Origin of the sequence: Streptomyces sp. NPDC048419, from assembly GCF_043200415.1 — a bacterium.
Taxonomy (GTDB): Bacteria; Actinomycetota; Actinomycetes; order Streptomycetales; family Streptomycetaceae; genus Streptomyces.
In genome coordinates this window covers 279,684-302,990 of record NZ_JBICXT010000009.1, presented here as the reverse complement: position 1 = coordinate 302,990, position 23,307 = coordinate 279,684, and the positions used below count along the sequence as shown (strand labels likewise).

Annotated in this window: 21 protein-coding genes; 11 read left to right on the top strand and 10 right to left on the bottom strand. The window is 68.6% G+C overall.

The genetic code is table 11. The features are described from left to right. Positions 1-111 precede the first annotated feature (111 nt). Genes ACGFYN_RS21365 through ACGFYN_RS21355 form a run of 3 tightly spaced genes read right to left on the bottom strand, consistent with a single transcriptional unit; the run spans position 112 to position 2,025 of the window. Positions 112-561 carry an NUDIX hydrolase gene (locus ACGFYN_RS21365; protein ID WP_393867399.1) on the bottom strand — a complete coding sequence of 150 codons (450 nt, stop codon included), beginning with the start codon at positions 559-561 and terminating at the stop codon, positions 112-114. Positions 562-571: 10 nt separating this feature from the next. Next, positions 572-1,234, bottom strand: coding sequence for a YdcF family protein (locus tag ACGFYN_RS21360; RefSeq protein ID WP_393867398.1), 663 nt, complete (start codon positions 1,232-1,234; stop codon positions 572-574). Beyond that, positions 1,231-2,025 (bottom strand): GntR family transcriptional regulator, encoded by a 795-nt coding sequence (locus tag ACGFYN_RS21355; RefSeq protein WP_393867397.1) that lies wholly within the window; start codon positions 2,023-2,025, stop codon positions 1,231-1,233. The genes ACGFYN_RS21360 and ACGFYN_RS21355 overlap by 4 nt, the downstream gene beginning before the upstream one ends. Before the next feature lie 159 nt (positions 2,026-2,184). Here ACGFYN_RS21355 and ACGFYN_RS21350 point away from each other — a divergent pair, with 159 nt between their 5' ends. Beyond that, complete coding sequence (locus ACGFYN_RS21350) at positions 2,185-2,514, top strand: hypothetical protein (RefSeq protein ID WP_393867396.1); 330 nt, start codon at positions 2,185-2,187, stop codon at positions 2,512-2,514. Positions 2,515-2,516: 2 nt separating this feature from the next. Further along, positions 2,517-3,797 (top strand): FtsK/SpoIIIE domain-containing protein, encoded by a 1,281-nt coding sequence (locus tag ACGFYN_RS21345; protein WP_393867395.1) that lies wholly within the window; start codon positions 2,517-2,519, stop codon positions 3,795-3,797. A 3-nt stretch (positions 3,798-3,800) separates the two neighbouring features. Here the strand turns inward: ACGFYN_RS21345 and ACGFYN_RS21340 are convergent, their stop codons facing one another. The 4 genes from ACGFYN_RS21340 to ACGFYN_RS21325 all read right to left on the bottom strand — a co-directional run bounded on the left by ACGFYN_RS21340 (position 3,801) and on the right by ACGFYN_RS21325 (position 9,440). After that, positions 3,801-5,222 carry a recombinase family protein gene (locus ACGFYN_RS21340; protein WP_393867415.1) on the bottom strand — a complete coding sequence of 474 codons (1,422 nt, stop codon included), beginning with the start codon at positions 5,220-5,222 and terminating at the stop codon, positions 3,801-3,803. Positions 5,223-5,418: 196 nt separating this feature from the next. Beyond that, entirely contained in the window at positions 5,419-6,384 is a 966-nt protein-coding gene (locus tag ACGFYN_RS21335) for a Yip1 family protein (protein ID WP_393867394.1), read from the bottom strand. A gap of 122 nt (positions 6,385-6,506) precedes the next feature. After that, positions 6,507-7,988 carry a VCBS repeat-containing protein gene (locus ACGFYN_RS21330; RefSeq protein ID WP_393867393.1) on the bottom strand — a complete coding sequence of 494 codons (1,482 nt, stop codon included), beginning with the start codon at positions 7,986-7,988 and terminating at the stop codon, positions 6,507-6,509. Between the two features lie 189 nt (positions 7,989-8,177). Continuing rightward, positions 8,178-9,440, bottom strand: coding sequence for an FG-GAP repeat domain-containing protein (locus ACGFYN_RS21325; protein ID WP_393867392.1), 1,263 nt, complete (start codon positions 9,438-9,440; stop codon positions 8,178-8,180). 123 nt (positions 9,441-9,563) lie between these two features. Between ACGFYN_RS21325 and ACGFYN_RS21320 the strand changes: the two genes are divergently transcribed. Further along, the gene (locus ACGFYN_RS21320) at positions 9,564-9,890 is read left to right on the top strand and encodes an antibiotic biosynthesis monooxygenase family protein (RefSeq protein WP_393867391.1); all 327 of its coding nucleotides are present in this window, start codon (positions 9,564-9,566) and stop codon (positions 9,888-9,890) included. Between the two features lie 71 nt (positions 9,891-9,961). Here ACGFYN_RS21320 and ACGFYN_RS21315 read toward each other — a convergent pair whose 3' ends face one another. Further along, positions 9,962-12,244, bottom strand: coding sequence for a (Fe-S)-binding protein (locus ACGFYN_RS21315; RefSeq protein WP_393867390.1), 2,283 nt, complete (start codon positions 12,242-12,244; stop codon positions 9,962-9,964). 216 nt (positions 12,245-12,460) lie between these two features. Here ACGFYN_RS21315 and ACGFYN_RS21310 point away from each other — a divergent pair, with 216 nt between their 5' ends. The 7 genes from ACGFYN_RS21310 to ACGFYN_RS21280 all read left to right on the top strand — a co-directional run bounded on the left by ACGFYN_RS21310 (position 12,461) and on the right by ACGFYN_RS21280 (position 20,546). Then, complete coding sequence (locus ACGFYN_RS21310; protein ID WP_393867389.1) at positions 12,461-13,597, top strand: undecaprenyl/decaprenyl-phosphate alpha-N-acetylglucosaminyl 1-phosphate transferase; 1,137 nt, start codon at positions 12,461-12,463, stop codon at positions 13,595-13,597. 95 nt (positions 13,598-13,692) lie between these two features. Further along, positions 13,693-15,540, top strand: a complete 1,848-nt coding sequence (gene dnaK / locus ACGFYN_RS21305; RefSeq protein WP_393867388.1) for a molecular chaperone DnaK — start codon at positions 13,693-13,695, stop codon at positions 15,538-15,540. Then, on the top strand, positions 15,537-16,202 hold the full coding sequence (gene grpE, locus ACGFYN_RS21300) for a nucleotide exchange factor GrpE (protein ID WP_393867387.1): 666 nt from the start codon (positions 15,537-15,539) through the stop codon (positions 16,200-16,202). The genes dnaK and grpE overlap by 4 nt, the downstream gene beginning before the upstream one ends. A gap of 33 nt (positions 16,203-16,235) precedes the next feature. Next, positions 16,236-17,411, top strand: coding sequence for a molecular chaperone DnaJ (gene dnaJ / locus ACGFYN_RS21295; protein ID WP_393867386.1), 1,176 nt, complete (start codon positions 16,236-16,238; stop codon positions 17,409-17,411). Positions 17,412-17,416: 5 nt separating this feature from the next. Continuing rightward, complete coding sequence (locus ACGFYN_RS21290; protein WP_393867385.1) at positions 17,417-17,866, top strand: heat shock protein transcriptional repressor HspR; 450 nt, start codon at positions 17,417-17,419, stop codon at positions 17,864-17,866. Positions 17,867-18,078: 212 nt separating this feature from the next. Beyond that, positions 18,079-19,197, top strand: a complete 1,119-nt coding sequence (locus ACGFYN_RS21285) for a substrate-binding domain-containing protein (RefSeq protein WP_393867384.1) — start codon at positions 18,079-18,081, stop codon at positions 19,195-19,197. Between the two features lie 299 nt (positions 19,198-19,496). Then, entirely contained in the window at positions 19,497-20,546 is a 1,050-nt protein-coding gene (locus ACGFYN_RS21280) for a LuxR C-terminal-related transcriptional regulator (protein ID WP_393867383.1), read from the top strand. Here ACGFYN_RS21280 and ACGFYN_RS21275 read toward each other — a convergent pair. Together ACGFYN_RS21275 and ACGFYN_RS21270 are read right to left on the bottom strand one after the other, a co-directional pair. After that, positions 20,509-21,486 carry a helix-turn-helix transcriptional regulator gene (locus ACGFYN_RS21275; protein WP_393867382.1) on the bottom strand — a complete coding sequence of 326 codons (978 nt, stop codon included), beginning with the start codon at positions 21,484-21,486 and terminating at the stop codon, positions 20,509-20,511. The two genes, ACGFYN_RS21280 and ACGFYN_RS21275, sit on opposite strands and share 38 nt — an antisense overlap. Positions 21,487-21,513: 27 nt before the next feature. Next, positions 21,514-22,494 carry a helix-turn-helix transcriptional regulator gene (locus ACGFYN_RS21270; RefSeq protein WP_393867381.1) on the bottom strand — a complete coding sequence of 327 codons (981 nt, stop codon included), beginning with the start codon at positions 22,492-22,494 and terminating at the stop codon, positions 21,514-21,516. A gap of 370 nt (positions 22,495-22,864) precedes the next feature. On the opposite strand from ACGFYN_RS21270, the gene ACGFYN_RS21265 reads away from it, so the two are divergent. After that, on the top strand, positions 22,865-23,200 hold the full coding sequence (locus ACGFYN_RS21265; protein ID WP_266957970.1) for a hypothetical protein: 336 nt from the start codon (positions 22,865-22,867) through the stop codon (positions 23,198-23,200). Positions 23,201-23,307 lie beyond the last annotated feature (107 nt).

Here is a 23,307-nt window from a genome sequence, read left to right as displayed (position 1 = left end):
GTCCGCCATGGCAGCCAGTAAGCCACGATGTCTAGGTCAGACGTCAAGCATCACCCGACGCCATCCTGTCAAGCATCAACTGAGACTCGACACGGCTCTGTCGGTCCGAGATCAACTGCCGACCGGCGGTGTGAGCTTGCGGCCATCGTGGGTTCGGATGTGTGGCGCCTCGTCGTCGCGCAGAGCGTCCGTGATGCGGATCGCGTAGACCTCGCTCATCGCCGCAACGGCCTCGTCCGGGGCAAGCCATGCAACAGCGGTCGACTCGTCCGAGAGCTGTTCGTGACCGCCTTCGGGTCGACACCGGAACACCAGGGCGACGACACCGACGGCCATGTTCTTGTAGACGCCGGTTAGCCGCTCCACGCGCACCTTGATGCCGGTCTCCTCGAACACCTCGCGGAGGACCCCCTCCTCGACGGCTTCCGTGCGCTCAAGCACCCCGCCGGGTGGCCCCCACGTGCCGTTGTCGGCACGGCGGATCACCAACGCGCGTCCGTCCTCACGCACAACGACTCCCGCCACGGAGACCGAGTGGAGCGGCGTTGGCTGTCGTGGCATGAGCCGGGTTTCAGGTAGAGGGCCGGCCGGTGAGGAGTCGGCTGGTGAAGCCCTCGTGGCACAGCCGCTCGTAAGCCTCACGCACGTCATCCGGTACGGGCTGACTGATCATGAACCCCTGCTCCGGGTAGATCAGCAGTCGCTGAAGTGCCCCCACAAGCATGTCAATGACCAACCGGGCGTCTTGGATGGAGTCCGCGTACTCCTCCAACGTCATCGGAGTGGACGCGCTGACGATCTCGACTTCGGGCCACAGCTTGCGCGCCGTGGCGTACGCGCGCCTTTCCTCGTACGGCTTGCTGATGAGGAGCACGGAGGAGACGTTCACTCCGGCCTCTTCAAGCACAGCCCTGGAAAAGCGGATGTTCTCGCCGGTATTGCGGGCGTTGGGTTCTACGAGCACGGCTGAGCTGGGCACACCGAGTTCGAGGGCTCGTTCGCGGTAGTGGACGGCCTCCCCTCGCGGCATGCGCTCCCGCGTCGTCGGGCTGGTGGCTCCCGTGAACACAAGGAGGGGATACATGCCGCGCTTGTACAGGTCTACTGCCGTATCGGCTACACCCAGGTCATGGCTTCCCAACCCGATCGCGACTGAGCACGGCCGCAGGACGTGCCCCATCTGGTGGTAGTCCCACAGGCGCCGTGCGTCGGCCCATGCCTGAGTGGAGATCATTCCTGCCCCTTCTCGCCCTTCGCCGAGTCCGGCACCTTGAAGTCGTATTCCCAGGCGAAGCGCGAAGCCGCGTGAACACCAATGGCGAACTCCACCACTGTGCCAGAGGCCGTGTACGTGGTCCGGTGCAGCTCTACGACTGGTTCGCCCGGCGGCAGCTGCAAGAGCTTCACTTCGTCGGCCGTGGCCGCCCTGGCGAAAATCTCCTCCTTCATGTGGTCGATCTCGTATCCCGCGTCGTACAGCACCCGGAATCCGCCTCCACGACCGGCCGGCCCCGGTGTCGGGTCCACGATCCGGGTTCCCTCGACATGTTCGGGTCGGTAGTAACTGGTGAGGGTGTGGGTCGGCTGGTCGCCTTCCTTCACCAGCCGGGCTCGCGCGTACACCTCCGCCCCCTCGGGGAGACCGTGGGCAGCGGCGACCCTTGGCGGGGCTTCCACGCGACTGACGGTCTGGGTCTGCTCGTTTCGGCGGTAGCTGCGACCAGAGGCCACGCGGTCCGCGATGAAAGCCACCTCGTCGCCGTCGCGCCACTTTGCCTTGTCGTACCGGCCGATGCCGAGCCGCTTGAGCGGAACCCGTTGCCGCACGACGGTGCCGTGCCCGCGGGACGACGTCACCAGGCCCTCGGCTTCAAGAGCCTTGAAGGCCTGGTGGACGGTGGACTTGGAGCCCTCGCCTGCCGCAACTAGCTCCCTGATCTGCGGAAGCTGCTGGCCAGGCGCGTACTCACCCCTCTTGATCTGTTCAGCCAGCTTGTCGGCCAGCTCCCGCCACTTCGGCGCCATCTCACGACTCCTCTCGACGAGATAAGTCAAGCACAGTCCCAGGACTGTTGGCAGTCCCAGGACGTGCCACAGTCTCCTTAAGGCGCTCGCAGCCCTAGGACAGCGAGCATGGAGGGCCTTCTTTGGGCTGCTTCGAAGCATCGACTCAGGGAGTACTTCATGCCGTCGTTCAAGATCGACACTTCGACCGCTGTGGTGTTCGTGGCGACTGCGCCGGAACCGAAGATGGTCAACAAGAAGACCGGTGAGCGGGCCGTGGACCGGGACACCAATGCGGGGCTGTCGACCGTGGGTCTGCTGGTCTCGGATGAGGGGGAGGGGAACCTCTACCAGGTGACCGTGCCGGAGACCGGTCTCCCCGAGGGTCTGGCGCCGGGCATGCCGGTCAAGGTCATTGGCCTGAAGGCGCGTGACTGGGAGAACGAGTTCAACGGCCAGAAGCGGCACGGGATCTCGTTCCGCGCGGTCGCGATCACCCCGGCGGCCTGATCATGGCCGACCTGACGATGTGGCTGGAGGCCACGGGAACTCTGGCCGGTGCCGGTGGTCTCGGCTACGCGAAGGTACGCGCGCCGCGCGTGTACTGGTCGCTGGTCGGGATGCCGGTCACCTGGGGCCGCTTCACCTTCTCCTACCGCTCCACGATGGATGTGTGCGGGCTGACGGTGCAGCCGTCGGGACTGCGGGCGTTCTTCACCCGCAGTGTCGCCCGCCGTGAGGTTCAGCCGGTCCCGCCGAAGATCCGCCGGGTACGCGGCACGGCGACCGGGCTGCGGGTCACCCTGCGCCTTCCCGCCGGCCTGGAGCCCGCCGACGTGATCGCTTCCTCGGAGCGGCTCCGGCGCGCCTGGGGTGTCCACTCGGTGACCGTGGCCGAGACGAAGCCCGGTTTCGTCGAACTGCGGATGACCGGCTACGACGTGCTGCGCCGGGTGAAGATGCCCCGCAAGGCCCGCCCGCACGACATGGCCGTTCCGGTCGCGGTGCGCGAGGACGGGACCGCGTTCGAGCGGGACTACCGCAAGGCACCGATGGCGCTCACCTTGGGCGCCAACCACTCCGGCAAGTCCATGTATCAGCGCAACCTGATCAAGGGGCTGGCGCGACTGCCGGTGGCCCTGGTCGGCATCGACTGCAAGCGCGGGGTGGAACAGTCCGCGTTCGCGCCCCGGCTGTCGGCGCTGGTCACCACCCCCGATGATGCCGCCTCGGTGCTCGGCGTGCTGGTCGCGGAGATGGAAGACCGCTTCGACCTGTTGAGCCGTCACGGCGTCTCGGACCTGAGGGAACTCCCCGCAGAGCTGCGGCCGGTGCCGGTCATCGTCCTGGTCGACGAGGTGGCGGAACTGTTCCTGATCTCCTCCAAGAAGGATGAGGAGCGCCGGGAACGCATCGTCACCGCGCTGATTCGGCTGGCCCAGATGGCCCGCGCGACCGGCATCTACCTGGAGATCTGCGGGCAGCGCTTCGGCTCCGACTTGGGCAAGGGCGCCACCATGCTCCGCGCTCAGCTCACCGGCCGCGTGGTGCACCGCGTCAACGACAAGCAGACCGCCGAAATGGGCCTGGCGGACGTGACCGCGAAACCGCACGCGACGAGTTGGCAGGGGGCGCGCTCGATGAATAGGGCAACGGCGCCAGAGTCTCCGAAGCAGCGGTCAAGGCCGAAGATGATGACCACCGAGGAATGGGTTCAGATGCATCTTCGGCGCGCTCCCGCTCGTGATGAAGAGTGGGTACGTCGTGCGCTCGTGCTCCAGGGGCGGGCCTGACGCTTAACGCCAGACGGGCTCGATCAGACTGGGGTCGAAGATCCGTCGACCCTTGCCTGACGGATGGATGATCACGGCAGACAGACTGTGAAGCACGATCTCTTGCTGACGTTCGATCGGGAGATCGAAGAACTCTTCGAGAGAGAGATCCCCCGCTTGGAACTTGGCCTCCGCCTGCTTCTTCTCCTTGTAGAACCTGGCACGCGCCAACTTGAGTTCGTCGCGCAGTCGCTCCTTGGGTGGCAAGAGCTGCAAGAGCGTCGACACGGTGATCTGCCTCGACTTCTCGGCCTCTACGAGCTGGGCGATCTCCTGCGATACCTGCTCCAACTCGTCTTCCTGTGACCAGCGTTGATTCGTCGGTACGGCTGTCGTGGCAGCTCGCTCGCGCTGTTCCTCAAGAACGAGTTGGGCGACCAAGCGGTCGGCCGGTTCGCCGATTCGCGCGACCTTGCCGCAACCGCCGTTCACGATTGAGCACTGGTACTTGTATTTGGCTGCCTTCGATCCGGGCTTCCATTGGTGGTTAACCTGCCCTCGGACCTTGGCCTTGCACAGCCCGCATCGAGCGATGCCCGAAAGCAGGTACTTGCGGGCAAGGTTGTGGCCAGGGTGTTTTTGCTTGCGCTCCGCGATTGCAGCGCACACCGCTTCCCACTCTTCGAGTGTGTTGATCGGCTCCCACTCACCCATGACGGGTAGGCCGTCATCGCCGTAAAGGATCTCGCCGTGGTAGGTCCGGCAACCGACTAGCCGGGGGTTCGAGAGGATCTGCTCAACGTGGTGATGCGCCATCCGCTTCGTCCCTGCTCGGGGATTGCCCAAGCCCTGCTCTTGCCACCGCGTCCGGATGGTTCCGATGCGGACGCCGGCCAAGACGTCGCGCTGAGCCTCGCGGATGGCCTCAACCGCCTTCGGGTCCACCTTCGTCCGGTCGTCCTTGCGCCATCCGTAGGGTGCCGGTCCGCCGCTGCCCTTGCCCTGTTGGGCCAACTCCAGGTGTTTCCGCTTGATCCGCCGTGATGCGTCGTGGGACGACTTGTTGGCGAACGCGACCATGATGCGGGCCATGGTGCGGCCATCGGGAGTTCCGATGTTGATGTCGTTTGTGACTGTGGCGAACTCCAGCCGGGGCCGGTCGTCGAAGATCTCGATAAGTCGTTCAAGGTCCCGTGGCTGTCGGGCGAGCCTGTCAAGGTCGTACGCAACGATGCCCTCGATGAGGCCGGCGCGCAGGTCCCGCAACATCAGCTCGAACTCTTCGCGCACGACGTGGCGCTTGAACGCCGAGACGTCGTTGTCCTCGTAGACCTTCACAGGCTGCCATGAGCGGAGATCCGCTAGGCGCTCGCAGTCCCGTTGCTGCCGAGCGACGCCGAGTGCTTCACCCTCGTCGTCTCGTGAGATCCGGGTATAGATCCCCACTCTGCGTGCCACGATCGGGCCTCCCCTGCCTCCAGAGCAGGGCTCAGACTACTACCGTCATTCAGTCAAGTCAGCCGGAGTGTGCTGCCTCCCGTGATCCGTGCCGGGCAGGTGCTCGACGCCTGAGGGGCGCCGCAAGCGGTCGTGACGCAGAAGGCTCCCGGCGTATCGCCGGGAGCCTTTGTTCGAGCCGGTGCTAGAACGTGCCCAGCTTCACGATCGACAGCAGGGCGATCAGCTGGATCGAGGAGGCGCCCAGGGCCTTCGGCCAGGGCAGGTCGTGGGAGCGGCTGACCATCAGGGTCAGCAGGGCGCCGGCGGCCACCCAGGTCGCCCAGCCCAGGCCCTGGACGAAGGTCGCGTCGCCGCCGAAGAACATGGCGAAGACCAGGCGCGGGGCGTCCGTGAGGGACGTGATCAGCATGGAGAGGCCGACCGTGGGCTGCCAGGCGCCGTCGCCGCCGAGCTGGCGGGCCAGGGTGTGGGTGACCACGCCCAGGACGAAGGCCGACAGCACCATCGCGACGGCCGTCGTCAGGACGATCGGGACCGCGTTCGAGAGGGTCGCGTCGATCGCGTCCTTGCGGGCGCCGTCGAAGCCGAAGACCGCGAGCAGGCCGTAGAGGAAGGTCACGATGAGGGCCGGGCCCCACATCGTGTAGTCGCGCATCTGGAGGAAGGTCTGGGTGGGGGACAGGATGATGCCCCTCAGCAGGTCCTTCCAGTGCAGACGGGGGCCCACGGGGCCCGCCGGGGCCGAGCCCGCGCGGTAGGTGCCGCCCTGGCTGTAGGGGTCCTCGCCGACCGAGAACGCCTGGGTGTGGCCAGGGTTGTTGGCCGCGTACGGATCGTGGTGGCCCTGCGGTGCGTACCCGCCCTGGCCGCCGAAGTACTCCGGCTCGTCGTACCCGCCGCCGTTGCCCTGCTGCCACTGGCCGCCGCCGTTGCGGTACGGCTGCTGCGCAGACGGTCGGCCGTACGGCGGGCTCTGCGGAGCCTGCTGTCCGTGCGGGGGTTGTTGCGGTCGCCTCGGCGGAGCTCCGTTGTTGCGGGCGCCGCGTCCGATCCTGAATCCAGCCACGCCTTCGAACGTAACTGATCCCGCAGAGTGACGTGGCGGGCCCGGCGGTTCGGGCCCGGGTTTGCGGCCGAGCTGTGACATCCCCTAAGGGAACGTCAAGGTGACCCCTAGGGAAGGGGACATGGAAGAAGAAGAGGAGGAGCCGGGCCCGAGGGTGAGGGTCCGGCTCCTCGTTCAGGGGCGGATGATCGGCTACGGGCCGGTCAGTCCGCGAAGTTGGCGCCGAAGTACGGCGAACCCGTGGTGGAGACGCCCGAGGTGCTCGGGGCGATCGCGCGCGAGCCGGCCGTGACGATCTTCGTGCCGTCCGAGGGCAGGTAGGTCACGCCGCCGTTGCCGGCGTTCTCCCGGGAGCCGACGATCAGGTCGGCCTTGCCGTCGCCGGTGACGTCGTCGAGCTTGACGTCCGTGCCGAAGTAGTCGTCCTTCTCGTCGTTGCCGGGCACGCCCGCGGTCGACTGGGCGAAGGACTGGGCGCCGGAGGCGGTGTTCAGGCCGTTCGCGGTGCCGTAGAGGACGGTGACGGCGCCGGTGTTCGTCGCGCTGCCGATGTTCTCGCCCGCGACGCCGATCGCGAGGTCCAGGAAGCCGTCGCCGTTGACGTCGCCCAGGTCGAGCTCGTAACCGAAGAAGTCGTTGCCCTCGGCGGTGCCGGGGACGTTGCCGGTGTCCTGTGTGATGCCGGTGGGGTTGGTGGTGATCGGGCCGCCGTCGGAGCCGTAGGTGACCCAGACCTTGCCGCCCTTGCCGGAGTCGGGGACGGTCGTGCCGTCTTCCGTGGTGGGGTTCCAGTAGGCGCCGGAGACGATGTCGCCGTAGCCGTCCTGGTCGATGTCGCCGATCGCGGTGATCACGCCGGGCTTGAGCACCTCCGAGGCGCCCATGTTCAGGCCGCTCGGGGTGCCGGGGACGTAGTAGTTCTTGTTCCAGCCGTAGTCGGTCTGGGTCTCGAAGCCGTCGATGACGAGGTCGGTCTCCGGGCCGCCGTTGATGTTGCCGGCGGTCAGGTTGAGCGGGCCGTCCGCGTCCGTGCCCTGGATCGGGGGCTTGATCGTGTACGTGCCGCCGGGCTTGCCGGTGGCGCTGATGCCGCCCTTGAGCACGTAGATGGTGGCGTTGGAGCTGCCGACCGCGAGATCGGCCTTGCCGTCGCCGTCGAAGTCGCCGGCGGCGAGGTTCTTGCCCCAGTAGTCGTGGCCGGAGGGGGCCGGGTCGGAGACCGTGACTCCCTTGCCGGTGATGCCGGAGGCCGAGCCCCACAGGATCGCGAGGCCGCCGCCGTCCTTGTCGCTGCCGACGTCCTCGCCGGGGGAGCCAACGGCGATGTCGTCGTAGCCGTCGCCGTTGAAGTCGGCGTAGGCGGTCTCGCTGCCGAAGTAGTCGCCGGCCTCGGCGGTGCCGGGGTTGCCGGCGGTGTCCTGGCTGATCGTGGAGCGCTTGGCGGACGAGACGCCGCCGGGCTTGGTCCCGTAGAGGACCACGAGCTGTCCGGCGCCGTTCTTGCCGTTCACGTAGGCGCCGTCGGCGGAGAAGGCCGTGTCGCCGATCCCGTCGCCGTTGAAGTCGGCCTGGGCGACGGTGGTGGAGTCCGCGGCCGTCGCGGTGACGGCCGAGAACGTGAGCAGACCGCCCGTCAGCGCGGCCGCGGTGGCCGTCGCGAGAGCGAGTCGCAGAGGTGTGTGCATGCGGGTTTTCTCCTGCGGCATGCGGGGGACGCCTGGCGGGCGTCCACAGTCGATGGGGTGCGCGCCGAACCGTGTTCGCCCGGAGTTGACCTGGCGTTAACCGTTCGGTCGGCGATCAAAAGACCCGCGACGCTGATCAAGGGTTGTACGTGAGTTCGGTAATTTTTTGCGGCGGCTTTGAGAGATGGTTCAGCCCGACAGGAACTCCGAGCTGGAGAAGGTGACCGACGGCTCGGCCGCCACCAGTCCCTTCTTCACCCCGGGGTAGACCGCGACGGTGTCCTTCGTCTCGCCCCGGTACGTGCGCACCGCCAGGTCCGCCCGGCCGTCGCCGTCGAAGTCGCCCACCGCCAGCACCCTGGTCGTGCCCCGGGCCGGCGGCGCGACGGAGACCATGCCGGCCGTGGTCAGGCCCGTCGTACGGCCGCGGAAGATCCGCAGCCGTGAGCCGCTGGAGACGAGGTCGCTGAGGCCGTCGCCGTCGAGGTCGGCGGCGTCCAGCATGGAGCCGGGGGAGGCGAGGGTGGCGCGCACCGGGGCGGGGAGGTCGTAGCGCAAAGACGTTTCCCCCATCGCGCCGACCGCGGCGTCCAGGGCCGCGCCCCTGCCGAAGCGGCCGAGGGCGATGTCGATGCCCTCGGGCAGGGCGGTTCCGGTGCGGGTCGGGCCGGTGGGGCCGCCGAGGACGACGTACGCCTTGCTCGTGCCGTCGGCCGTACGGACCACCAGGTCGTCGTAGCCGTCACGGTTCACGTCGGCCGCCGGGCCGGTGGGGACCTCGCCGGGCGAGGGGACGGCGGCGCCGGCCGCGCGGGGCGCGCCCTTGGTGCTGAACGGGCCGCGCAGATAGCTGAGCCGCTGCCCCGAGGCGTGCAGGACGAGGTCCTCGGCACCGTCGCCGTCGAAGTCGCCGCACACCGGCTGGTCGGGCCAGTCGTTGCCGAAGCGGGCGGCGGCGGGGACGGCGAGGGTGACCGCGTGGGTCAGGCCGCCCGGGGAGCCGAAGAGGACCTGGAGCGGGACCGGGGGCATGCCCTGGCCGTCGTAGGGCGGGTCGGTCGAGACGATCAGGTCGGTGAAGCCGTCCTTGTCCAGGTCGCAGCTCGCCTCCGCGTCGAAGACGGCGGGGAGTTGGCCCTTGGTGCGGGCGGCGTACTTCGTGGGGCTGACCAACTGCCGTGCGCCCGGGGTGAGTCCGTGCGCGCCGCCGTAGACGATCCCGATGCCCGCGTCGTCCTCGTGGCTGCGGGCCTTCACGAGGGCGTCGAGGACGAGGTCGCGGTGTCCGTCACCGTTGAAGTCGTCAGGGGTCCTGCTGCCGGTGCCGCGCGGAACGGGCAGCTTGGCGGGGGCGTCCGCGATCCGTACGGGGGTGGGGCGGCCGGCTCCGGCGTCCGCACCGGGGCCGCAGGCGGCGAGCAGAAGCGCGGTGCAGACGACCGCCGTACACATCCCGCCTCTTCGCACGCGCACCGCTCACCTCGTCAGCCCCGTCGACAACGCCTGGGCAATGATGCACGCGCACGGGACGGGGCGACAGCCCGAGTTCGGCCTCGGGTGCGTCAGGATGACTGCATGAGCGTAGTCAAGATCAACGTACTGACCGTGCCCGCCGAGCAGCGCGAGGTCCTGGAGAAGCGGTTCGCCGCGCGGGCCAGTGCCGTGGAGGGCTCCGACGGCTTCGAGGAGTTCGAGCTGCTGCGGCCGGTCGAGGGGACCGACCAGTACCTGGTGTACACGCGCTGGCGGGACGAGCAGTCCTTCCAGGCGTGGCTCAAGGGGCCGATGCGGGCGGCGCACCAGGGCGGTGGCGAGGGCGGCGAGCGGCCGAAGCCGGCCGCCACCGGCTCGACGCTGTGGTCCTTCGAGGTGGTCCAGCACGTGGGGCCGAAGAGCGCCTGACGGATGCGGCTACGACGGCGCCCCCTGCCCGGAGCGGGCAGGGGGCGCCGTGAGGGCCGTGGCCGGGAAGGCTACTTCACCGGCTCGGGCTCGGGTGCGTTCTCCTGCTCGGCCTCGCCGGCCGGGTCGAGGGGGGTCTTGACCGACTGCAGCAGGAGCTGGGCGACGTCGACGACCTGGATGGACTCCTTGGCCTTGCCGTCGTTCTTCTTGCCGTTGACCGAGTCGGTGAGCATGACCAGGCAGAACGGGCAGGCGGTGGAGACGATGTCGGGGTTGACGGACAGGGCCTCGTCGACGCGCTCGTTGTTGATGCGCTTGCCGATCCGCTCCTCCATCCACATGCGGGCGCCGCCGGCGCCGCAGCAGAAGCCGCGCTCCTTGTGCCGGTGCATCTCCTCGTTCCTGAGGCCCGGAACGTTCGCGATGATCTCCCGCGGCGGGGTGTAGATCTTGTTGTGGCGGCCCAGGTAGCAGGGGTCGTGGTAGGTGATGATGCCCTCGACCGGGGTGACGGGGGTGAGCTTGCCCTCGTCGACCAGGTGCTGCAGCAGCTGGGTGTGGTGGATGACCTCGTAGTCGCCGCCGAGCTGCGGGTACTCGTTGCCGATGGTGTTCAGGCAGTGCGGGCAGGTGGCGACGATCTTCTTCGCCGACTTCGGCTTCGCGGACTCCGCGATGACCTTGCCGTCGTCGTCGAGTTCCTCGCCGAACGCCATGTTCAAAGCCATGACGTTCTCCATGCCGAGTTCCTGGAACAGCGGCTCGTTGCCGAGGCGGCGGGCGGAGTCACCGGTGCACTTCTCGTCGCCGCCCATGATCGCGAACTTGACGCCCGCGATGTGCAGCAGCTCCGCGAAGGCCTTGGTGGTCTTCTTCGCCCGGTCCTCCAGGGAGCCGGCGCAGCCGACCCAGTACAGGTACTCGACCTCGGTGAGGTCCTCGATGTCCTGGCCCACGACCGGGACCTCGAAGTCGACCTCCTTGAGCCACTCCAGGCGCTGCTTCTTGGCCAGCCCCCAGGGGTTGCCCTTCTTCTCCAGGTTCTTGAGCATCGTGCCCGCCTCGGACGGGAACGCGGACTCGATCATCACCTGGTAGCGGCGCATGTCGACGATGTGGTCGATGTGCTCGATGTCGACCGGGCACTGCTCGACGCAGGCGCCGCAGGTGGTGCAGGACCACAGCACGTCCGGGTCGATGACGCCGTTCTCTTCCGCGGTGCCGATCAGCGGCCGCTCGGCCTCCGCCAGCGCGGCGGCGGGCACGTCCTTCAGCTGCTCCTCGGAGGCCTTCTCCTCGCCCTCCATGTTCTTGCCGCCACCCGCGAGCAGGTAGGGGGCCTTGGCGTGGGCGTGGTCCCGCAGGCTCATGATCAGCAGCTTGGGGGAGAGCGGCTTGCCGGTGTTCCAGGCCGGGCACTGCGACTGGCATCGGCCGCACTCGGTGCAGGTGGAGAAGTCGAGGAGGCCCTTCCAGGAGAACTGCTCGACCTGGGAGACGCCGAAGACGTCGTCCTCGCCCGGGTCGGTGAAGTCGATCGGCTGCCCGCCCGAGGTCATCGGCTGCAGCGCGCCCAGCGCGGTGGCGCCCTCGGCGTTGCGCTTGAACCAGATGTTGGGGAAGGCCAGGAAGCGGTGCCAGGCCACGCCCATGTTGGTGTTCAGCGACACCACGATCATCCAGATGAACGACGTCCCGATCTTGACCATGGCGACCAGGTAGACCAGGTTCTGCAGCGCCGGGACGCTCAGCCCCTTGAACGCCACCACCAGCGGGTACGAGGCGAAGTAGCCGGCCTCGTAGCCCTCCACGTGGTGCAGGGCGCCCTCCAGGCCCCGCAGCACGTAGATCGCCAGGCCGATGGTGAGGATGACGTACTCGACGAAGTACGCCTGGCCCGCCTTGGAGCCCGCGAAGCGGGACTTGCGGCCCGGCCGCGAGGGCAGGCTCAGCAGCCGGATCGTCATCAGCACGACGATGCCGATCACCGTCATCACGCCGATGAACTCGGTGTACATCTCGAACGGCAGCCAGTCGCCGATCACCGGAAGCATCCAGTCGGCCTTGAAGAGCTGGCCGAACGCCTGCGCGAGGGTCGGCGGCAGCGTCAGGAAGCCGACGGCCACGAACCAGTGGGCGAAGCCCACGATGCCCCAGCGGTTCATCCGGGTGTGGCCGAGGAACTCACGCACCAGCGTCACGCTGCGCGCATAGGGGTTGTCGGTCCTGCTGCCCGCGGGTACGGGCTGGCCCAGTTTGAAATACCGGACGAACTGGCCGATGGCGCGGGCGAGCAGCGCCACACCGACCACGGTCAGGACCAGCGACACGATGATCGCGGCGAGTTGCATTTGGGGGCTCCTCGGGCCTGCGAGGTTTGGTTCGAGGGAGAGCCTCGACGTTACTAAGCGGTAACTTATTCAGTCCGTCTGAGACTACCCCCATCTTCCGTCGCACTGTAGCCAGCGGCTCGGTGATCTGTGTCGCTGAGGGTTGCCTTAAAGGTCTGTGACAATGCGATCGTGTTATTCATGCCAAATTGGTACATTCGCGCCTAACTTAGATCCGTGCTCTACGGGATCGCCGCCGCCACCACCGCCCTGCTGCTCGCAGCCGTGCTCACCGCACTGCTACGGGTGCCCGCGCTGCGCCTCGGAATCGTCGACCGGAGACGACGGCAGCGACCCGTGCCGCTGGCCGGGGGAGTCGCCGTGGTGCTCGCCACCGGCGCCGTGGTGGTGGCCGGGGAACGCACAGGTGTGGCGCCGCTCGGGGAGGGGGTGGGCCGGCTGCTGCTCGCCGGGGGCGCCGTCGCCCTGCTCGGGCTGGTCGCGGACCTGCGGCGGGTCAAGGCCCGGGTCCTCGTCGCCGGTACGGCCGCGGCGGCGGCCTGTGTCGTGCCGTACGAGGAGACCGGGGTGCCCGCGGGGCTGCTCGCCGTGGGCTGGATCGTCTTCGTCGCCGTCGCCTTCAAGGCGCTGGACCACGCCGACGCGCTCGCCGGGACCGTGGGGGTGGTCACCGCCTTCGGGGTGGGTGCCTGCGCCGCGGCCGAGGTGATGGACGGGCTCGCGGTGCTGCTGAGCGTGCTGGCCGCCGCGCTGACCGGGTTCCTCATGCACAACTGGCCGCCCGCGCGCGTCGGCCTCGGTGCCTGCGGGTCGATGTTCACCGGGTTCGTGCTCGCCGCGGCGGCCGTGTGCACCAGGGCCGGCTACGGGCTCGCGGACAGCGCGGGCGTGCTGTTCCCCATCACCGCGGTGGCGACCGTCGACGTACTCCTGGTGGTCCTGTCGCGGCGGCTGGCCGGGCGCCCGCTGCTGCGGGGCGGGCCCGACCATCTCGCCCACCGGCTGCGGCGGTTGGGGCTCACCCCGCAGGGCGCGACCGTGCTGCCGGGCATCGCGGCGTTCGCCGGGGTGCTCGTCGGGGTGCTCACCCACATCGGCTGGACCGCCCGGTCCGCCGTGTTCTGGGTGGCGGCCGGGGCACTCGTCGTCGTACTGCTGCTGCTTCGGGTGCCGGTGTATGTGCGCCGGCCCGTGCCCACGCAGGCAGGCCGACCGTTGTCCACGCAGACCGGCAGGCCTGTCTCCACGCAGACCGGCAGACCTGTCTCCACGCAGGTCCGGTCGGTGTCCACTCAGCCGGGCAGACCTGTATCCTCCCAGGTCAGCGGGCGCTTGCGTGTAAGGAACGGATAAGAGTTGAGCCCCCCGGACTCAGGTCTGTTGACCCATCGCCGGGTGTCGTGCACACTTGAGTCCGTTCCACTCAAGTCAGCTGGAGGAAGATCACCATGGCACGTGCGGTCGGCATCGACCTGGGCACGACTAACTCCGTCGTCAGCGTTCTGGAGGGCGGCGAGCCCACCGTCATCACCAACGCCGAGGGTGCCAGGACCACGCCGTCCGTCGTCGCCTTCGCGAAGAACGGTGAGGTGCTCGTCGGCGAGGTCGCCAAGCGCCAGGCGGTCACGAACGTGGACCGGACCATCCGCTCCGTGAAGCGCCACATGGGCACGGACTGGAAGATCGAGCTCGACGGGAAGCCCTTCAACCCGCAGCAGATCTCCGCGTTCATCCTGCAGAAGCTGAAGCGCGACGCCGAGTCCTACCTGGGCGAGAAGGTCACGGACGCGGTCATCACCGTCCCGGCCTACTTCAACGACTCCGAGCGCCAGGCGACGAAGGAGGCCGGCGAGATCGCCGGTCTGAACGTCCTTCGCATCGTCAACGAGCCCACCGCGGCCGCGCTCGCCTACGGCCTCGACAAGGACGACCAGACGATCCTCGTCTTCGACCTCGGTGGCGGCACCTTCGACGTGTCCCTCCTGGAGATCGGTGACGGCGTCGTCGAGGTGAAGGCAACCAACGGCGACAACCACCTCGGTGGTGACGACTGGGACCAGCGCATCGTCGACTACCTGGTCAAGCAGTTCGCCAGCGGCCACGGCGTGGACCTCGGCAAGGACAAGATGGCCCTCCAGCGCCTCCGCGAGGCCGCCGAGAAGGCCAAGATCGAGCTGTCCTCGTCCACCGAGACCTCGATCAACCTGCCCTACATCACCGCGTCCGCCGAGGGCCCGCTGCACCTGGACGAGAAGCTCACCCGGGCCCAGTTCCAGCAGCTGACCGCGGACCTGCTGGAGCGCTGCAAGACGCCGTTCCACAACGTCATCAAGGACGCGGGCATCTCCATCAACGAGATCGACCACGTCGTCCTCGTCGGTGGTTCCACGCGTATGCCCGCCGTCGCCGAGCTCGTCCGCGAGCTGACCGGCGGCAAGGACGCCAACAAGGGCGTCAACCCGGACGAGGTCGTCGCCATCGGCGCCGCCCTGCAGGCCGGTGTCCTCAAGGGTGAGGTCAAGGACGTCCTGCTCCTCGACGTGACCCCGCTGTCCCTCGGCATCGAGACCAAGGGCGGCATCATGACCAAGCTCATCGAGCGGAACACGACGATCCCGACCAAGCGGTCCGAGATCTTCACCACCGCCGAGGACAACCAGCCCTCCGTGCAGATCCAGGTCTACCAGGGCGAGCGCGAGATCGCGGCGTACAACAAGAAGCTCGGGATGTTCGAGCTGACCGGTCTGCCGCCGGCCCCGCGCGGTGTCCCGCAGATCGAGGTCGCCTTCGACATCGACGCCAACGGCATCATGCACGTCACGGCCAAGGACCTCGGCACCGGCAAGGAGCAGAAGATGACCGTCACCGGCGGCTCCTCGCTGCCGAAGGACGAGGTCGACCGGATGCGCCAGGAGGCCGAGAAGTACGCGGAGGAGGACCACGCCCGCCGCGAGGCCGCCGAGAGCCGCAACCAGGGCGAGCAGCTCGTCTACCAGACGGAGAAGTTCCTCAAGGACAACGAGGACAAGGTCCCGGGCGAGATCAAGACCGAGGTCGAGGCGTCCGTCGAGGAGCTGAAGGCCGCGCTCAAGGGCGAGGACACCGCCGAGATCCGCACCGCCACCGAGAAGGTCGCGGCCGTCTCGCAGAAGCTGGGCCAGGCCATGTACGCCGACGCCCAGGCCTCGCAGGCCGCCGCGGGCGGCGAGTCCGCCGGCGCCGAGGCCCCGAAGGCCGACGACGACGTCGTGGACGCCGAGATCGTGGACGACGAGCGCAAGGACGGTGCCGCGTGACGGAGGAGACCCCGGGCTTCGACGAGAAGCCCGACGTCCCCTCCGGCGCCACACCTGACGACGCCGAACCGAAGGCCGCCGCTCCTTCCTCCGGGGAGGGGGCGGCCCCGGCCGGGGACGCAGCAGTACAGATCGCCGGTCTGACGGCGCAGCTGGACCAGGCACGCACGGCGCTCGGTGAGCGCACGGCGGACCTCCAGCGGCTCCAGGCCGAGTTCCAGAACTACCGCCGCCGCGTGGAGCGGGACCGGATCACGGTCAAGGAGATCGCCATCGCGAATCTTCTGACCGAGCTCCTGCCCGTGCTCGACGACATCGGCCGCGCACGGGAACACGGCGAACTCGTCGGCGGATTCAAGTCCGTGGCGGAGTCGCTGGAGACCGTGGCGGCGAAGATGGGTCTGCAGCAGTTCGGCAAGGAGGGCGAGCCCTTCGACCCGACGATCCACGAGGCCCTGATGCACAGCTACGCACCGGACGTCACCGAGACGACGTGCGTGGCGATTCTGCAGCCCGGGTATCGCATCGGCGAGCGCACCATCCGCCCCGCGCGGGTGGCCGTGGCCGAGCCTCAGCCGGGAGCGCAGACCGTCAAGCCGGAGTCCCAGGACTCCGCCGAGGCGGCCGACGACAAGGAGAGCGGTGGCCCGGACGAGGGCTGAGCTTGAACCGATGAGAAAGGAGGGGCGTCGAGGATGAGCACCAAGGACTTCATCGAGAAGGACTACTACAAGGTCCTCGGCGTCCCCAAGGACGCCACCGAGGCCGAGATCAAGAAGGCGTACCGGAAGCTCGCCCGCGAGTTCCACCCGGACGCCAACAAGGGCAACACCAAGGCCGAGGAGCGCTTCAAGGAGATCTCCGAGGCGAACGACGTTCTCGGCGATCCCAAGAAGCGCAAGGAGTACGACGAGGCGCGCGCCCTGTTCGGCAACGGCGGCTTCCGCCCGGGGCCGGGCGGCAGCGGCGGCTCGTTCAACTTCGACCTGGGCGACCTCTTCGGCGGCGGCCAGGGCGGCGGAAACTCCGGCAGCTTCGGCGGCGGGATCGGTGACGTCTTCGGGGGCTTGTTCAACCGGGGCGGCTCCGGCACCACGCGGGTGCAGCCCAGGCGCGGTCAGGACATCGACACCGAGGTCAGCCTCAGCTTCACCGAGGCGATCGAGGGCGCGACGGTCCCGCTGCGCATGTCCTCGCAGGCGCCCTGCAAGGCCTGTTCCGGCACCGGCGACGCCAACGGCAACCCCCGGGTCTGCCCGACGTGCGTCGGCACCGGGCAGGTGGCGCGGGGTTCCGGCGGGGGCTTCTCCCTCACCGACCCCTGCCCGGACTGCAAGGGCCGCGGTCTGATCGCGGAGAACCCCTGTGAGGTCTGCAAGGGCTCGGGCCGAGCCAAGTCGTCGCGGACCATGCAGGTCCGCATCCCGGCCGGGGTGCAGGACGGCCAGCGCATCCGGCTGCGCGGCAAGGGCGCACCGGGTGAACGGGGCGGTCCGGCGGGCGACTTGTACGTCACGGTCCATGTGTCCGCGCACCCGGTCTTCGGCCGCAAGGGCGACAACCTGACCGTGACCGTCCCGGTGACGTTCGCCGAGGCGGCCCTCGGCGGCGAGGTCAGAGTGCCCACCCTGGGCGGCCCTCCCGTCACCCTGAAGCTGCCGCCGGGTACGCCCAACGGCCGCACCATGCGCGCCCGTGGCAAGGGCGCTGTCCGCAAGGACGGCACCCGCGGCGACCTCCTGGTCACCGTCGAGGTGAGTGTCCCCAAGGACGTGACGGGGAAGGCTCGTGACGCGCTCGAGGCGTATCGCGAGGCAACCGCGGGTGAGGATCCGCGGGCGGAGCTGTTCCAGGCCGCGAAGGGAGCTTGAGGGAGATGGACGGCCGTCGACGTAATCCGTACGAACTGACCGAGGAAACCCCGGTCTACGTCATTTCGGTGGCGGCCCAGCTCTCCGGCCTGCACCCGCAGACCCTGCGCCAGTACGACCGCCTCGGCCTGGTCTCGCCCGACCGCACGCCCGGCCGCGGCCGTCGTTACTCGGCCCGCGACATCGAACTGCTGCGCACCGTCCAGCAGTTGTCGCAGGACGAGGGCATCAACCTGGCCGGCATCAAGCGGATCATCGAGCTGGAGAACCAGGTCGCCGCGCTCCAGCAGCGTGTCGTCGAACTCCAGACGGCGGTCGAGGGCGCGGCGGCGGCCATGCAGCAGCGCGAGGCGGCGGTGCACGCGTCGTACCGCCGCGACCTGGTGCCGTACCAGGAGGTGCAGCACACCAGCGCGCTGGTGGTCTGGCGGCCGAAGCGGCAGCAATCGGACTGACGCGTCTGGCCATGTCACATCACGTCAGGGGCCCGGAGACAATCCGGGCCCCTGGCGCATATGCACCAACCGGTCGCCTTACGTCAGGAGGGCGAGCGAACTCTAACGTTGACGTCTCATTACCTGGTTATTCCTTGACGATCGTGTGAAGAAAGCGTTGGCTTCCTTCACCTGGGACGCCTTAAGCACCCTTGTTCGGAAGGTCAACAGCAGTGAACACCCGCATCCGTCGTACCGCCCTGTGCGTGGCAGTAGCCGCGACAAGCCTGTCACTTGCCTCCTGCGGCGTGCTGAACGTGTCGGGTGACAGCAGTTCGGCGACCCCCACCAAGGGCAACGACGTCACGATCGGTCTGCTGCTGCCGGAGACGGCCAACACCAGGTACGAGGACTTCGACTACCCCATCATCAAGCAGCAGGTCTCCTCCCTGACCAAGAACCAGGGCCACGTCGCCTACGCCAACGCGGGGCAGAACGCGGACAAGCAGGCGGCCCAAATGCAGAAGATGATCGACGACAAGGTCGACACCATCCTGCTGGACGCGGTGGACTCGCACGCCATCGCCGGCGAGGTGAAGAAGGCGAAGGACGCCGGTATCCCGGTCATCGCCTACGACCGGCTGGCCGAGGGCCCGATCGACGCGTACATCTCCTTCGACAACGAGCTCGTCGGGGAGGTGCAGGGCCGCTCGCTGCTGGACGCGCTGGGCAGCGACGTCGGCACCTCCGACAAGATCGTGATGATGAACGGCTCGCCCACCGACCCGAACGCCAAGCAGTTCAAGGCGGGCGCGCTGTCCGAGCTCAAGGGCAAGGTGACGATCGCCCAGTCCTTCGACACCAAGGACTGGGACCCGAAGAACGCCGAGTCCAACATGTCCGACGCGATCAAGGCGATCGGCAAGGGCAACATCGCGGGCGTCTACTCCGCCAACGACGGCATGGCGGGCGGCATCGTCAAGGCCATGGAGGACGCGGGCATGTCCCACCTGCCGCCGCTCACCGGGCAGGACGCGGAACTGGCCGGCGTGCAGCGGATCGTCTCGGGCGAGCAGTACATGAGCGTCTACAAGTCCTACCCGCAGGAGGCCCAGGCGGCCGCGCAGATGGCCGTGGCCAAGGTGCAGGGCAAGGACATCGAGTTCGACGCGCTGACCCAAGACACGGTCGACAGCCCGACCGACAAGGAGATCCCGGCACAGCTCGTCACCGTCACCGCGCTGACGCGCAAGAACATCAAGTCGACGGTCGTCGCCGACGGCATCTACAAGGTCTCGCAGATCTGCACCTCGAAGTACGCCTCGGAGTGTTCGGCGATCGGACTCAAGTAAGACGTTCCGCATTTGCGGGTGCGATCGTTGCGGGGGCTGTCGTGAAGACTCACGGCGGCCCCTGACCGCATCCTCGGCCTGGACGTGATCCGGCCGCCGCGGGCCCGGAACCCGCCTCTCGCGCACCACCCTGCCTCCCAGGCCGTCAGCTTGTTGCAACGCGGCAGGAGGAGGACCGTACAGAGCGGGAGTTATGGGCGTTTAACGACCGTGCCCTCAGGTCGAGCCGTGTTGCGGAGCCGGTCCCGTCCGCGCATAGTTGCGCTGCGAAGGCGGCGAAACCGGGGGTGGGATGGGCGATGGCCGGGCACGGGACGGAGGAGCATCCACACGGTGCTGACCGACTGTGCGAGGCCGGGGAGCGCGTGTACTCCCGGGCCGTACGGCGGGGCCGCGTGCCGCGCCGGGACGCCGGGCCGGTGCCGTGCCTGCTGGAGCTCGCCCTGCTGCACCCGGACCCCGACGACATGGACTGGCTGGTCCCGACGTCCCCGCAGGAGGTCATGACACGGCTGCTGCGCGGCGTCTACGACGACGTCAGCGCCAGTCAGCTGCGGGTGGGCGCGGCGGTCGCCGCGGTCGAGCGGTACGCCGGTCTGGGCCCCGAGAAACAGGCGGCCCCGGGCTCCGGCTCCGCGGAGGGCGCCGCGATCCGCGTCCTGGACGGGCTGTCCCGCATCCAGGCCGCGATGGACGCGGCGACCGAGGCGTGCACGACGGAGGTCCTCACCGTCCAGCCCGGCGGTATCCGGCCCGAGGACGAGCTGACGGAGGGCCTGCACCGGGCGCTCACCCTGCGCGGGCGGGGCGTGCGGATGCGCGACCTGTACACGCATGTGGCCCGGCACGGCCAGGGCCTGCTCAACTACCTGGAGCTGATGGGCGGTTCGGTCGAGGCGCGCACCCTGGACGAGGTGATCGACCGGCTGATCCTGTTCGACCGCACGGTGGCGTTCATCCCGGCCAACGCGGACCGCACCCTCGCCCTGGAGCTGCGCCACCCGGCCCTGGTCGGCTACCTGGTCACGGTCTTCGAGCGGCTGTGGCGCCTCGCGATCCCGCTGACCGCGCGGCTGCCCGACACCGGCATCGAGGGCATCTCGCACCGCGAGCAGTCCATCGCGGCGCTGCTGGCGGAGGGCCACCAGGACGCGGTGATCGCGGAGCGGCTCGGCATAAGCGTCCGTACGTGCCGCGCCCACATCGCCCGGCTCTCCGAGACCCTCGGCGCGGCCAGCCGCACCCAACTCGGCGTCCGCATCGCCCAGGTGGGCCTCGACGGCCACCGTCACCCCACCGACGCCGACCCGATCACCCTTCCCGGTCAAGAATCCCCGACCGCCCGATGAGATAGCCCAGCTGGGCCCGGCTCTCACTGCCCAGCGTGGCCGCGAGCTTGGCGATGTGCACGCGGGCGGTCCGGACGTTCATCCCGAGCCGCTCGGCGATGTCGGTGTCGGTGTGGCCCTCCACGAGGAGGACGGCGATGGCGTGTTGGCGGGGGGTGATGCCGGCCGGGGTGGCGCGGGTGGCGGCTTCGGGGTGCATGGGCGTGGCCATGTGCCAGAGGCGGTCGAAGATGACGGCGAAGTAGTCGATCAGGACCGGGTGCCGGACCTCCAGGGCGAGCGTGCGGTCGGCGTTGGCGGGGATGAAGGCCACCTCGCGGTCGATCACGATGAGGCGTTCGGTGATCTGGTCGAGGGTACGTGCCTCGGCGTCGCCGGTGAGCTGCTCGTAGCGCGCCACCACGGCGGCCGAGTACCGCTGCGTGTGCTGGTAGAGCGTGCGGATACGGCCTCCGCGGTCGAGCAGGTCCTGGTCGCGGCCGAGGCTCTTGGCCAGGCGCTCGGCCGGGCTGCGGCCGTCGTAGGGCTGGATGGCCAGCAGTTCTCGGGAGGCGTCGGCCATGGCTCCGGCGATGGCCTCGTTGATCCGGTCGAGCCCGCTGACGACCTCGATGGTCGGCAGGTCCGGTGTTCCGGCGGGGCGCCCTCCGGCGCTCATGAGCGGCCCGAACGTCTCCACCAGCCATTCCTCGCGCTGCCGTTCGCCGGCGATGCGATCCGCCGAGGTGCGCAGCAGGCGGTGCAGGGCGACGGCCGGGGACACAGGCTCCAGGCAATCGAGGTCGGTGACGCAGGGATGCAGCAGGCCGAAGTCGACGAGGCAGGGAGCCGCGTCGGCATCGGCGCTGCTCACCTGCCCTTCGCGCAGGGCGCGCCCGTAGAGTTCCAGACCCGCTTCGCACAGCTCCTCCGGGCCGTGCCGGTGCGCCCCAGTCGTCACGAATGGCCCTCTTCTTCCGGATCGATGTCAGGGATCCTGCTTCAGGAGCCCCGACTGCGCTATGAGAAAGCCGAGTTGGGCCCGGCTGCCGCTGCCCAGTACCGTCGCGAGCTTGGCGATGTGGGCGCGGCAGGTGCGCACGTTCATCCCCAGCCGCCGTGCGATCGCCTCGTCGACATGGCCCTCGACCAGGAGCTTGGCGATGGAGTGCTGGATCTCCGTGATCCCGTCGGGGGCGGTCTCGTACGGGGCGCCGCCGCTGAGCGGGACCGCGCGCGTCCACATGAACTCGAAGACCTTGATCAGGTAGCGGACGAGTCCCGGATGCCGGAGTTCGAGCGCGATCTCGCCGTCGTCGCGGGTCGGGATGAAGGCCACGGTCTCGTCGCAGATGATGAGCCGCTCGACCAGCTCGTCGATGGTGCGGTACTCCACCTTGCCGTCGGTGAACTGGGCGACGTACGCGAGGGTTTCGGGGCTGTAGCGGGCCGGGTGCTGGTAGAGCGTCCGGATGCGGCAGCCCCGTTCGATCAACGGCCGGTCGCGGTTGAGTCCTTGGGCGAGGGTGTGCTCGAGCCGGCGGCGGCTCGGCTGGACGGTGAGCATCTCGGTGTGACACTGGGACGTGGCAAGATCGAGCGCCGCGTTGATCCGGTCGAGGCCTTCCAGCACGGTGATCGAGTGGGTGGACGCCGACGATTGGGCGCTGAGAGCCATGAACGGCTCGAAAGCGTCTGCGAGTTCGATGGACAGCCGACGTCGTTGGGTGATCTCGTTCTCGATCGGTGTGAGCCTCTGGGCAAGCGCGACCGAAGGCGGTACGGGACGCAGCCAGTTGGGGTCGTCAGGATCGGGATGAAGCAGGGCGAATTCCATCAAGCACGGCGCAGGCTCGACATCCGAACGGGCTATGCGTCCCGTCCGGAGAGCATTGCCGTAGAGGCGGCGTCCGTCCTCGCACAGGTCGGTCAACCCATGGGGATGTGTCCGCTTAGTCTCATTTATCACCAGATCTCCACCCCCCAGGGTCCTGAACGTGCAGGAACATGATGCATCGTTTGTGTGGCCATGACGTGCCGGAATGGGCCATCGTCGTATTCGGACGGGGGAGAGGTGACCTTCAAATGAGGACGAAGCCGACTATGCATAAGAGAATGCTTCGCTCGGCGCTAGTCGCCGCCTTCTCCGCCGCCTTGGCCTTCGGAGCGCTGAGCGGTCTCACGGGGACGCAGGGTGACGCAGCGCAGGACAGCACGTGGAAGACGACTTCCGTGTCTGCCGCCGGTGCCGGCGACAGCACGTGGATCGTCACGGCGTCCGCCGTCCCGGGTGACAGCACTTGGGTTGCGCCCAGCGACAGCACGTGGGTCGCCGAGTCATGACCACTCCACCCGACGACCGCTCCTTCCGTCGCGAGATGGCCACGGCCTACCGATCGGGATGGCACTTCATCGACCTTGTCACCGCGATCCCCCACTCCGGTGACTCGTTGATGGTGACCGTCTTCGGTGAGCCGGTCGTCGTCACGCGCGACGAGGACGAGGACGTACGGGCGTACCGGTGTCTGCGGCGGCCTCGGGGGGCGCCGCAGCCCGTGCGATGTGCCGTCCGGTACGGAATGATCTTTGTGAATCTGGACCAGCGAGACCACCGGCTGGTGGAACCGGAAACCCCCGATGTTCGGACCATCTCAGCCACCCCCCGCAGTGCCTGACGCGATTCCCCCGTCGTAACAGATCGCTCAGGTACTTCCCCCCGCAGCGGGGGGGGGGGGGGGGGGGCCGGGGGGGGGGGCGGGGGGAGGGGTGGGGGGGTGTAGGG

Coding starts and splice junctions, on each gene's coding strand:
- ACGFYN_RS21365 (WP_393867399.1), bottom strand. CDS start 561: ATGCCACGACAGCCAACGCCGCTCCACTCGGTCTCCGTGGCGGGAGTC.
- ACGFYN_RS21360 (WP_393867398.1), bottom strand. CDS start 1,234: ATGATCTCCACTCAGGCATGGGCCGACGCACGGCGCCTGTGGGACTAC.
- ACGFYN_RS21355 (WP_393867397.1), bottom strand. CDS start 2,025: ATGGCGCCGAAGTGGCGGGAGCTGGCCGACAAGCTGGCTGAACAGATC.
- ACGFYN_RS21350 (WP_393867396.1), top strand. CDS start 2,185: ATGCCGTCGTTCAAGATCGACACTTCGACCGCTGTGGTGTTCGTGGCG.
- ACGFYN_RS21345 (WP_393867395.1), top strand. CDS start 2,517: ATGGCCGACCTGACGATGTGGCTGGAGGCCACGGGAACTCTGGCCGGT.
- ACGFYN_RS21335 (WP_393867394.1), bottom strand. CDS start 6,384: ATGTCACAGCTCGGCCGCAAACCCGGGCCCGAACCGCCGGGCCCGCCA.
- ACGFYN_RS21330 (WP_393867393.1), bottom strand. CDS start 7,988: ATGCACACACCTCTGCGACTCGCTCTCGCGACGGCCACCGCGGCCGCG.
- ACGFYN_RS21325 (WP_393867392.1), bottom strand. CDS start 9,440: ATGTGTACGGCGGTCGTCTGCACCGCGCTTCTGCTCGCCGCCTGCGGC.
- ACGFYN_RS21320 (WP_393867391.1), top strand. CDS start 9,564: ATGAGCGTAGTCAAGATCAACGTACTGACCGTGCCCGCCGAGCAGCGC.
- ACGFYN_RS21315 (WP_393867390.1), bottom strand. CDS start 12,244: ATGCAACTCGCCGCGATCATCGTGTCGCTGGTCCTGACCGTGGTCGGT.
- dnaK (WP_393867388.1), top strand. CDS start 13,693: ATGGCACGTGCGGTCGGCATCGACCTGGGCACGACTAACTCCGTCGTC.
- dnaJ (WP_393867386.1), top strand. CDS start 16,236: ATGAGCACCAAGGACTTCATCGAGAAGGACTACTACAAGGTCCTCGGC.
- ACGFYN_RS21290 (WP_393867385.1), top strand. CDS start 17,417: ATGGACGGCCGTCGACGTAATCCGTACGAACTGACCGAGGAAACCCCG.
- ACGFYN_RS21280 (WP_393867383.1), top strand. CDS start 19,497: ATGGCCGGGCACGGGACGGAGGAGCATCCACACGGTGCTGACCGACTG.
- ACGFYN_RS21265 (WP_266957970.1), top strand. CDS start 22,865: ATGACCACTCCACCCGACGACCGCTCCTTCCGTCGCGAGATGGCCACG.